This is a genomic window from Limnohabitans sp., from assembly GCF_046052825.1.
Classification (GTDB): domain Bacteria; phylum Pseudomonadota; class Gammaproteobacteria; order Burkholderiales; family Burkholderiaceae_C; genus Limnohabitans.
This window is the reverse complement of the sequence record NZ_JAVLFP010000011.1, coordinates 1-8,295: the sequence shown is the minus strand read 5'-3', so window position 1 is coordinate 8,295 and position 8,295 is coordinate 1. Positions and strand designations below refer to the sequence as shown.

Genomic DNA, 8,295 nt, shown 5'->3' with positions numbered 1-8,295 from the left:
CCGAGTGTGGATGTGATCACGGGCTTGATCAAGGCCAACATCCCGACACGCATTGCGTTCTCGGTGGGCTCCAAAATTGACAGTCGCACCATCCTGGACCAAATGGGTGCTGAGGCACTGCTGGGCATGGGTGACATGTTGTACATGGCCAGCGGCACAGGCTTTCCGGTGCGCGTCCACGGTGCGTTTGTGAGCGACGAGGAGGTACACCGCGTGGTGAATTACCTCAAGAGCCAAGGCGAGCCCGACTACATTGAGGGCGTGCTCGAAGGCGGCACGGTTGATGGCGATGGCAACGCGTCAGGTCCCGATTTGTTTGGCGAAGTTCCTGCTGAAAAAGACCCCATGTATGACCAAGCGGTCGAGGTGGTGTTAAAGAACCGCAAGGCCAGCATTTCGCTCGTGCAACGCCACTTGAAGATTGGCTACAACCGTGCCGCGCGTTTGGTGGAAGACATGGAAAAAGCTGGCATGGTCAGCGCCATGAGCAACAACGGCCAGCGCGAAATCTTGGTGCCCAAGCGTGATGAGTAGCGTCACACGTCCACCGCATGACAAACCCCAACTATTCGCCATGAATATGCCAGCGCTTCGTGCGTTCCCCACACAGGCTCCTGGCCGCTTCACGCCTTGGACGCGCGCCATGGGGCATGCGGTGATGGGGTGGGCTTTGGCTGGTGCGTGTGCGTGCGTCGGCGTGTCCCATGCCAGCAGCCTCGACACCTTGGCGGTTTTTTTGAAAACCACCCAAAGTGGACGTGCCGACTTCACCCAGGTGGTGACGTCCCCCGCCAGACCCGACCAAGCGGTGCGTAGCAAAACCTCGGTGGGCAGCTTTGCGTTTGTGCGGCCCTTGCGCTTTCGCTTTGATTACCAAAAACCGTTTCCTCAAACCATCGTTGCCGATGGACAAACCTTGTGGTTGTATGACGCCGACCTGGCCCAGGTGACGGCGCGCAAACAAGCCCAAGCCTTGGGCAGCACACCTGCCGCCTTGATTGCCACCGCCGCTGATCTGGGGGCTTTGCAAAAAGAATTCACCCTGCAAGCCGAGCCCGACGCCAACGGTTTGCAGTGGGTGCAAGCCACCCCCAAAAGCCGCGACAGCGCCTTGCAGTCGGTGCGCATTGGCTTGCGCGTGGAAGTACAGGGCACTGCCTTGGACAAGCTCGACATCTTGGACGCCTTGGGTCAGCGCTCGGTGCTGAGCTTTGAGCGCTTCGAGATCAACCCTGCCAACCTCGGCGTGGCGCAGTTCAACTTTGTGCCACCCAAGGGCGTGGACGTGGTGCGGCCTTGAGCCCAGGCCAGTCCAACCCGACTTAGCCGTTTGCGGCGTTGCTTCATGACACGCAACCCAACGCCCCAGCCCATGCTGCAAGGTCTTCCTCCTTTGTTGAGTGCCGACACCCGCTTGGTGGTGTTGGGCAGTTTTCCGGGTGTGGCCTCGCTGCGCGCTCAGCAGTACTACGGCCACCCACAGAACCAGTTTTGGAAAATCGTGGCCACCTTGTTGTCGCCCGATGCAGCGGCTGTGCTGGCGCAGCCCTATGACGCACGGGCCCAGTGGTTGCTCGCCCATGGCGTGGGCCTGTGGGACGTGTACGCCGCGTGTGAGCGTGAGGGCAGCTTGGACAGCCACATTCAAAACGCCCAAGTCAACGATTTACCCAGCCTGCGAACACGTTGCCCGGCCTTGGCGGGCGTTGCCCACAACGGGGGCGAGAGCTTTCGCCATGCCCGCATCACGCAGGCTTTGGGCTTGCCGGTGTACCGCCTGCCCTCCACCAGCCCGGCCAATGCCAGCTGGTCGTTCACGCGCAAGCTGGCTGCGTGGCGCGAGGTGTTGGAGGCCGTGGGCTTGATCAAGCCTGGCGCTTGATCACAAACGCGTTGTCTGCCGCTGTGAACCCCACCTTGGGGTAGTAGCCCATAGCCCCCGGGGCAGACAGCAAAATCAGCGACACCCCGTCGCCCATCGCATGGCGCACCTGGGTGATCAAGGCGTCTCCGATGCCCTGGCGCTGGTAGGCGGTGTCCACGGCCAGATCAGACAGGTAGCAGCAATAACAAAAGTCGCTCAGCGCCCGCGCCACGCCGACCAAGTGGTCGCCATCCCAAGCACTCACCACCAGATTGGCGTTGGCAAACATCTGGGCAATACGCGCCGCATCGTGCGTAGGGCGTGTGATGCCGGAGTTGTTGAAGACACGCACCACAGCCTCGGTGGGGAGTGGTGCGTTGAGGGCGAAGCGGATCGGGTGCATGAGGGCGTTAGGCTAAAGCTGCTTTGGCTCGCGTTCGCGGGGTATTGGGTTTCAAACGAATTTCCACCGTACTTCCTACTGCGTTTGCTGCCTTGATCAAGGTATCCAACTGAATGGATAGATTGCTCGGGTCAAGCACACGGTCAAGCTGTGAGCGGCTGGTCGCCATCCGTTGCGCCATATGGACCTTGCTGATCTTGTTGCTTTGCATGGCATCCATCAATTGCTCGGCCAGCGCCCTCTTGAGCGCACGGGCTTGCACTTCTTCATAGATGCCATCCTCTTTGAGGAAGTCATCAAAGCTGCTGCCCATATGGGGGTTCAGCTTAGTTGTCTTGACCATATTGCCACTCCTTGAATCGTTGAGTTGCCAATTCGATATCGGCTGGGTTGGTTTGCTGGGTCTTCTTGATAAACGCATGCAACAAAATCATTTCAGATTGCTCTACGGCGAACAGCACACGGGCAATGCGATTGCCTATCTTGCTGCGAACCTCCCAAATGGGTCCGCGCAAGTGATCCACCCTGGGCTTGCCGATCGGCCACTTGAACTGCACGTAGGCAATGTCTTCCCCGATGCTCTGGCGATCCGGCTTGTCCAATGTCTTTAACCAGTCGCGAACAGGTTCATCACCACTTGCAGAGCGATAAAAAATTGCTGGAATTTTTCTATGCAGTGGCATGGTCGTAATTGTACCTTAAAAGGTTCTTTTTGAATGGCGTTTGCTGCGTTACCAGTGATGCAGTCGTCTGCCACTAAAAATCGTTTGATCAGATCGGACAGGCTAGCCGATGAATGGCTAAAGGCCCTTCGCTACACTTCAAGACTTAGCGATTAAAACTATTTTTTGCGTGTCCTCCACCCACATCCCCCTCGCCGAACGCCTGCGCCCACGCAGCTTGGGCGAGGTCATTGGCCAGCAGCATCTGCTGGGCGAGGGCATGGCACTGCGGGTGGCGTTTGAGTCGGGCCAACCGCACAGCTGCATTTTGTGGGGCCCGCCCGGTGTGGGCAAAACCACCATCGCGCGTTTGATGGCCGATGCCTTTGATGCCCAGTTTTTGTCCATCAGCGCGGTGTTGGGCGGCGTGAAAGAAATCCGTGAAGCGGTGGAGATGGCCGTGGCTGTGCGCGATGGCTTGGACCCTCGGCGCACCATCATGTTTGTGGACGAGGTGCACCGCTTCAACAAAAGCCAGCAAGACGCGTTTTTGCCGCATGTCGAGTCGGGCCTGTTCACCTTCATTGGTGCCACCACCGAAAACCCCTCGTTCGAGGTGAACTCGGCCTTGTTGTCGCGGGCCGCGGTGTACGTGCTGCAACCCTTGTCCGAGGAAGACCTGGGCCACATCATCGCCAAGGCGCAAGGCATTCAAGCGGTGCCCGCCTTGGACGAAGCAGCCCACCAACGTTTGGTGGCCTATGCCGATGGCGATGCCCGCCGCTTGCTCAACACCTTAGAAACCTTGGCCGTGGCGGCTACGCGTGAAAAGCTCCAAGAGATCAACGACGTTTGGCTGATGCGCGTGCTGGGCGAGCGCATGCGCCGCTACGACAAAGGCGGCGAGCAGTTCTACGACACCATCAGTGCCTTGCACAAGTCGGTGCGGGGCTCCGACCCCGATGCCGCGCTCTACTGGCTGGTGCGCATGCTCGACGGTGGGGCCGAGCCCAAGTACATGGCGCGGCGTTTGATTCGCATGGCCAGCGAAGACATTGGCTTGGCCGACCCACGCGCGCTGCGTTTGGCGCTGGACGCCGCCGAGGTGTACGAGCGCCTGGGCAGCCCCGAAGGCGAGTTGGCCCTGGCCGAGTGCGTGGTGTACCTGGCGGTGGCACCCAAGTCGAACGCGGTCTACAAGGCCTACAAAGAGGCGCGTGCGCTCATCAAAAAAGATGGCACCCGCCCGGTGCCCATGCATTTGCGCAACGCCCCGACCAAGATGATGAAAGACATGGACTGGGGCAAGGGCTACCGCTACGCCCACGACGAAGAAGACGGCTTTGCAGCCGGAGAAACCTACCTGCCCGAGGGCATGCACAATCCGGGCTTTTACCGTCCGGTGGAGCGTGGTTTAGAAATCAAAATAGCCGACAAGTTGCGCCAGTTGCGTGACAAAAACCAACAAGCAGGTCAGTGAACCCCCATGGACGTTTTGCTTCAACAGGTCATCAACGGTCTCGTGCTGGGCAGCATGTATGCGCTGGTGGCCTTGGGCTACACCATGGTCTACGGCATCATCAACCTCATCAACTTTGCGCATGGCGAGGTGCTCATGGTGGGCGCGTTGTGCAGCTGGTCGATGATCGGTTGGTTGCAGCCCTTGTTGCCCAACACACCGGGCTGGGTGATTTTGTTGCTCTCCATGGTGGTGGCCTGTGTGGCCGCTGCGGCCTTGAATTTGGCGATTGAAAAAATCGCCTACCGCCCCCTGCGCAACGCGCCCAAGCTGGCCCCTTTGATCACGGCCATTGGCATGTCGATCTTGCTGCAAACCCTGGCCATGATCCTCTGGAAGCCCAACTACAAGCCTTACCCCACGCTGTTGCCCAGCACGCCCATTCCCATTGGTGACGCGGTGATCACGCCCACCCAGCTGATGATCTTGGCGGTCACGGCGATGGCCCTGGCCGTGCTGTCGTGGTTGGTCCATGCCACGTCGCTGGGGCGTGCCATGCGGGCCACGGCCGAGAACCCGCGCGTGGCAAGCTTGATGGGCGTCAAACCCGATGTGGTGATTTCGGCCACCTTTGTCATCGGTGCGGTGCTGGCCACCATCGCGGGGGTGATGTGGGCGTCGAACTACGGCACGGTGCAGCACGCGATGGGCTTTTTGCCCGGCCTCAAAGCCTTCACGGCGGCGGTGTTTGGTGGCATTGGCAATTTGGCGGGTGCCGTGGTGGGGGGCTTGTTGCTGGGCTTGATCGAGTCCATCGGCTCGGGCTATCTGGGGGCGTTGACTGGCGGTGTGCTGGGCAGCCAGTACAGCGACATCTTTGCTTTTCTGGTGCTCATCTTGGTGTTGACCTTGCGCCCTTCGGGCTTGCTGGGTGAGCGTGTGGCGGACCGCGCATGACACGTCACTTATCGAACCGCTGGCTCATGGCCGCCGTGCTGCTGGCGCTGCCCTTGGTGTTGCAAAGCTTTGGCAATGCGTGGGTGCGCATTGCCGACATGTCGCTGCTGTATGTGTTGCTGGCGCTGGGCTTGAACATTGTGGTGGGTTATGCGGGCTTGCTCGACCTGGGCTATGTGGCGTTTTTTGCGGTGGGGGCGTACCTGTATGGACTGCTCGCCTCACCGCATTTGGTGGAGACTTTTCCGGCCATTGCTGCCTTGTTTCCAAGTGGCCTGCACCTGAGCCTGTGGCTGGTGTTGCCGCTGGCCGCTGGCTTGGCCGGGTTGTTTGGCGTGCTGCTGGGTGCGCCCACGTTGAAGTTGCGTGGCGATTACTTGGCCATTGTCACGCTGGGTTTTGGTGAAATCATCCGCGTGTTTTTGAACAACCTGGACCAACCCGTCAACATCACCAACGGACCCAAAGGCATTGGACCCATCGATGCGGTCACGGTGTGGGGCTATCCCTTGTCGCGGCGCTTGGATTTGGGCTTCATCGAGCTGCCCGGCGTGACCTTGTATTACTACCTCTTCCTCACCCTGGTGGTGGCAAGTGTGGTGGTGTGCCACCGGCTAGAGAACTCGCGCATTGGCCGCGCCTGGATGGCAATTCGCGAAGACGAAATTGCCGCCAAGGCCATGGGCTTGAACACGCGCAACTTGAAGCTCATGGCCTTTGGCATGGGGGCCACGTTTGGCGGCATGTCGGGTGCGATGTTCGCGGCGTTCCAAGGCTTTATCTCGCCCGAGTCGTTCAGCCTCATGGAGTCGGTGATGATCGTGGCCATGGTGGTGCTCGGTGGCTTGGGGCATTTGCCGGGCGTGATTTTGGGGGCCGTGTTGCTGGCCGCTTTGCCCGAAGCCCTGCGCTATGTGGCGGGCCCCTTGCAAGAAATGACCGATGGCCGCTTGGACGCGGCCATCCTGCGCCAGCTGTTGATTGCCCTGGCCATGGTGGGCGTCATGCTGTGGCGACCGCGCGGTCTGTGGCCCAGCCCTGAGCATGGTCAGAGCCTGCCCCAGCCAGGAGCCAAGCCGTGACTTCAGCCACATCAACCACACATGAAACGTCGGCCACGCTTGCCATGACCCAGCCTGCCATGACGGCTGTGTCTGCCCCATCGCCCCTGTCGCCGGATTGGGTGCTCCAGGTTTCGGGCATTTCCAAACGCTTTGGTGGCTTGCAGGCCTTGAGCGATGTGGGCATGCAAATAGCGCGCGGTCAGGTGTATGGCCTGATCGGCCCCAACGGCGCGGGCAAGACCACCTTTTTCAACGTCATCACCGGGCTGTACGTACCAGACACGGGGCAGTTTGAGCTGGCGGGCCAGCCTTACCAACCGACCGACGTGCACCGCGTGGCGCAGGCGGGCATTGCCCGCACGTTTCAAAACATCCGTTTGTTTGCTGAGATGACAGCATTGGAAAACGTGATGGTGGGCCGCCATGTGCGCACGGGCTCTGGCTTGCTGGGGGCGATTTTCAAAACCCGCCACTTCATGGCCGAAGAGGCCGCCATTGAACAACGTGCCCACGAGCTGCTCGATTACGTGGGCATTGCCCCCTTGGCCCATGTCAAGGCGCGCACGCTGAGCTATGGCGACCAGCGCCGCTTGGAAATTGCCCGCGCCTTGGCCACCGACCCGCAACTCATTGCGCTCGATGAACCCGCTGCGGGCATGAACGCCACCGAGAAGGTGCAGCTGCGTGCGCTGATCGACAAAATCCGCCACGACCACCGCACGGTGTTGCTGATTGAGCATGACGTGAAATTGGTGATGGGCCTGTGCGACCGCGTGACGGTGCTCGACTACGGCAAGGTCATTGCGCAGGGCACGCCCGCCGAGGTGCAACGCGACCCTCAAGTCATTGAGGCCTACTTGGGCACAGGAGGCCATTGACATGAGTGACCACGACGCAGCGTTGCTCAGCGTTCGCCAGGCCGAAGTGGCCTATGGCGGCATTCAGGCCGTCAAGGGCGTGAGCTTGGAGGTGCGCGCGGGTGAGCTGGTGTCTTTGATCGGCTCCAACGGCGCGGGCAAAACCACCACCATGAAAGCCATCACCGGCTTGCTGCCTTTGGTGGGTGGGCAGATTGAACTGATGGGGCGAGACATCCGAGGCTTGGGACCGTGGGACTTGGTGCAACAAGGCCTGGCCATGGTGCCCGAAGGGCGTGGCGTGTTCACCCGCATGACGATTTTTGAGAACCTGCAAATGGGGGCCTACATCCGCCGCGACGCGGCGCGTGTGGCCGATGACATCGAACGCGTGTTCACCACCTTCCCGCGCCTCAAAGAGCGGCGCGACCAACTGGCGGGCACCTTGTCGGGCGGCGAACAGCAAATGCTGGCCATGGGCCGTGCCCTGATGAGTCGGCCCCACATCTTGTTGCTCGACGAACCGTCCATGGGCTTGTCGCCCTTGATGGTGGACAAAATTTTTGAGGTGGTGCAAGAGGTGTCGGCCCAAGGGGTGACGGTGCTGCTGGTGGAGCAAAACGCCAGCCGTGCCTTGCACATGGCCGACCGCGCCTATGTGATGGAGTCGGGCCTGATCACTCTCAGCGGCGCAGCCAGCGATTTGTTGCATGACCCCAAGGTGCGTGAAGCCTACCTGGGTGAGTGAATGCGCCGGGTGAACAGGCCGGGTGAATTCAGCGGGTGAGTGGGCAGGCGCTCAAGGCGCCATGAGCCAAATCAGCACCTGCTTGGCGATGAAGCCGATCATGCCAAAGGCCAGCACCAGAAACAGCACAAAGGTGCCGAACTTGCCCGCCTTGGACTCACGCGCCAACGCGTAAATGATGAACAGCATGTAGAGCATGAAGCCCCCCACGCCAAAGGTCAGGCCAAATTGGGCGAATTGTTCTTCGGTCATGCCCGCTCAATGCGCGTCCGGGTCATGGC

Annotated in this window: 12 protein-coding genes; 8 read left to right on the top strand and 4 right to left on the bottom strand. The window is 60.4% G+C overall.

The window, feature by feature from the left end; all coding sequences use genetic code 11:
• The 3 genes from ACKWJN_RS01935 to ACKWJN_RS01925 all read left to right on the top strand — a co-directional run.
• Positions 1–534: DNA translocase FtsK (locus ACKWJN_RS01935; protein WP_408594008.1), on the top strand; the 534-nt coding region annotated here is incomplete at its 5' end.
• Between the two features lie 124 nt (positions 535–658).
• Positions 659–1,300: an outer membrane lipoprotein chaperone LolA gene (lolA, locus tag ACKWJN_RS01930; protein WP_408594012.1), complete on the top strand. Its 642-nt coding sequence runs from the start codon at positions 659–661 to the stop codon at positions 1,298–1,300.
• A 45-nt stretch (positions 1,301–1,345) separates the two neighbouring features.
• Complete coding sequence (locus ACKWJN_RS01925) at positions 1,346–1,882, top strand: DNA-deoxyinosine glycosylase (RefSeq protein ID WP_408594007.1); 537 nt, start codon at positions 1,346–1,348, stop codon at positions 1,880–1,882.
• Here ACKWJN_RS01925 and ACKWJN_RS01920 read toward each other — a convergent pair.
• Genes ACKWJN_RS01920 through ACKWJN_RS01910 form a run of 3 tightly spaced genes read right to left on the bottom strand, consistent with a single transcriptional unit; the run spans position 1,866 to position 2,950 of the window.
• Entirely contained in the window at positions 1,866–2,267 is a 402-nt protein-coding gene (locus tag ACKWJN_RS01920; protein ID WP_408594005.1) for a GNAT family N-acetyltransferase, read from the bottom strand. The genes ACKWJN_RS01925 and ACKWJN_RS01920 overlap by 17 nt on opposite strands.
• 7 nt (positions 2,268–2,274) lie before the next feature.
• The gene (locus ACKWJN_RS01915; protein WP_408594003.1) at positions 2,275–2,610 is read right to left on the bottom strand and encodes a Fis family transcriptional regulator; all 336 of its coding nucleotides are present in this window, start codon (positions 2,608–2,610) and stop codon (positions 2,275–2,277) included.
• Positions 2,594–2,950, bottom strand: coding sequence for a type II toxin-antitoxin system RelE/ParE family toxin (locus ACKWJN_RS01910; RefSeq protein WP_408594001.1), 357 nt, complete (start codon positions 2,948–2,950; stop codon positions 2,594–2,596). Before ACKWJN_RS01910 ends, ACKWJN_RS01915 begins: the two co-directional genes overlap by 17 nt.
• Before the next feature lie 169 nt (positions 2,951–3,119).
• On the opposite strand from ACKWJN_RS01910, the gene ACKWJN_RS01905 reads away from it, so the two are divergent.
• From ACKWJN_RS01905 to ACKWJN_RS01885, 5 genes are read left to right on the top strand one after another with little or no spacing between them, the layout of a single operon-like run.
• A complete protein-coding gene (locus ACKWJN_RS01905) occupies positions 3,120–4,409 on the top strand; it encodes a replication-associated recombination protein A (RefSeq protein ID WP_408594000.1) in 1,290 nt (429 codons plus the stop codon).
• A 6-nt stretch (positions 4,410–4,415) separates the two neighbouring features.
• On the top strand, positions 4,416–5,345 hold the full coding sequence (locus ACKWJN_RS01900; protein WP_408593998.1) for a branched-chain amino acid ABC transporter permease: 930 nt from the start codon (positions 4,416–4,418) through the stop codon (positions 5,343–5,345).
• Positions 5,342–6,427: an ABC transporter permease subunit gene (locus tag ACKWJN_RS01895; protein ID WP_408593996.1), complete on the top strand. Its 1,086-nt coding sequence runs from the start codon at positions 5,342–5,344 to the stop codon at positions 6,425–6,427. Before ACKWJN_RS01900 ends, ACKWJN_RS01895 begins: the two co-directional genes overlap by 4 nt.
• A 59-nt stretch (positions 6,428–6,486) precedes the next feature.
• Entirely contained in the window at positions 6,487–7,287 is an 801-nt protein-coding gene (locus ACKWJN_RS01890) for an ABC transporter ATP-binding protein (RefSeq protein WP_408594010.1), read from the top strand.
• 1 nt (position 7,288) lies between these two features.
• Positions 7,289–8,014: an ABC transporter ATP-binding protein gene (locus ACKWJN_RS01885; protein WP_408593994.1), complete on the top strand. Its 726-nt coding sequence runs from the start codon at positions 7,289–7,291 to the stop codon at positions 8,012–8,014.
• A gap of 51 nt (positions 8,015–8,065) precedes the next feature.
• Here the strand turns inward: ACKWJN_RS01885 and ACKWJN_RS01880 are convergent, their stop codons facing one another.
• A complete protein-coding gene (locus ACKWJN_RS01880) occupies positions 8,066–8,266 on the bottom strand; it encodes a DUF2788 domain-containing protein (protein WP_408593992.1) in 201 nt (66 codons plus the stop codon).
• Positions 8,267–8,295: the final 29 nt, after the last annotated feature.

Coding starts and splice junctions, on each gene's coding strand:
- ACKWJN_RS01890 (WP_408594010.1), top strand. CDS start 6,487: ATGACGGCTGTGTCTGCCCCATCGCCCCTGTCGCCGGATTGGGTGCTC.
- ACKWJN_RS01920 (WP_408594005.1), bottom strand. CDS start 2,267: ATGCACCCGATCCGCTTCGCCCTCAACGCACCACTCCCCACCGAGGCT.
- ACKWJN_RS01895 (WP_408593996.1), top strand. CDS start 5,342: ATGACACGTCACTTATCGAACCGCTGGCTCATGGCCGCCGTGCTGCTG.
- lolA (WP_408594012.1), top strand. CDS start 659: ATGGGGTGGGCTTTGGCTGGTGCGTGTGCGTGCGTCGGCGTGTCCCAT.
- ACKWJN_RS01915 (WP_408594003.1), bottom strand. CDS start 2,610: ATGGTCAAGACAACTAAGCTGAACCCCCATATGGGCAGCAGCTTTGAT.
- ACKWJN_RS01925 (WP_408594007.1), top strand. CDS start 1,346: ATGACACGCAACCCAACGCCCCAGCCCATGCTGCAAGGTCTTCCTCCT.
- ACKWJN_RS01900 (WP_408593998.1), top strand. CDS start 4,416: ATGGACGTTTTGCTTCAACAGGTCATCAACGGTCTCGTGCTGGGCAGC.
- ACKWJN_RS01910 (WP_408594001.1), bottom strand. CDS start 2,950: ATGCCACTGCATAGAAAAATTCCAGCAATTTTTTATCGCTCTGCAAGT.
- ACKWJN_RS01885 (WP_408593994.1), top strand. CDS start 7,289: ATGAGTGACCACGACGCAGCGTTGCTCAGCGTTCGCCAGGCCGAAGTG.
- ACKWJN_RS01880 (WP_408593992.1), bottom strand. CDS start 8,266: ATGACCGAAGAACAATTCGCCCAATTTGGCCTGACCTTTGGCGTGGGG.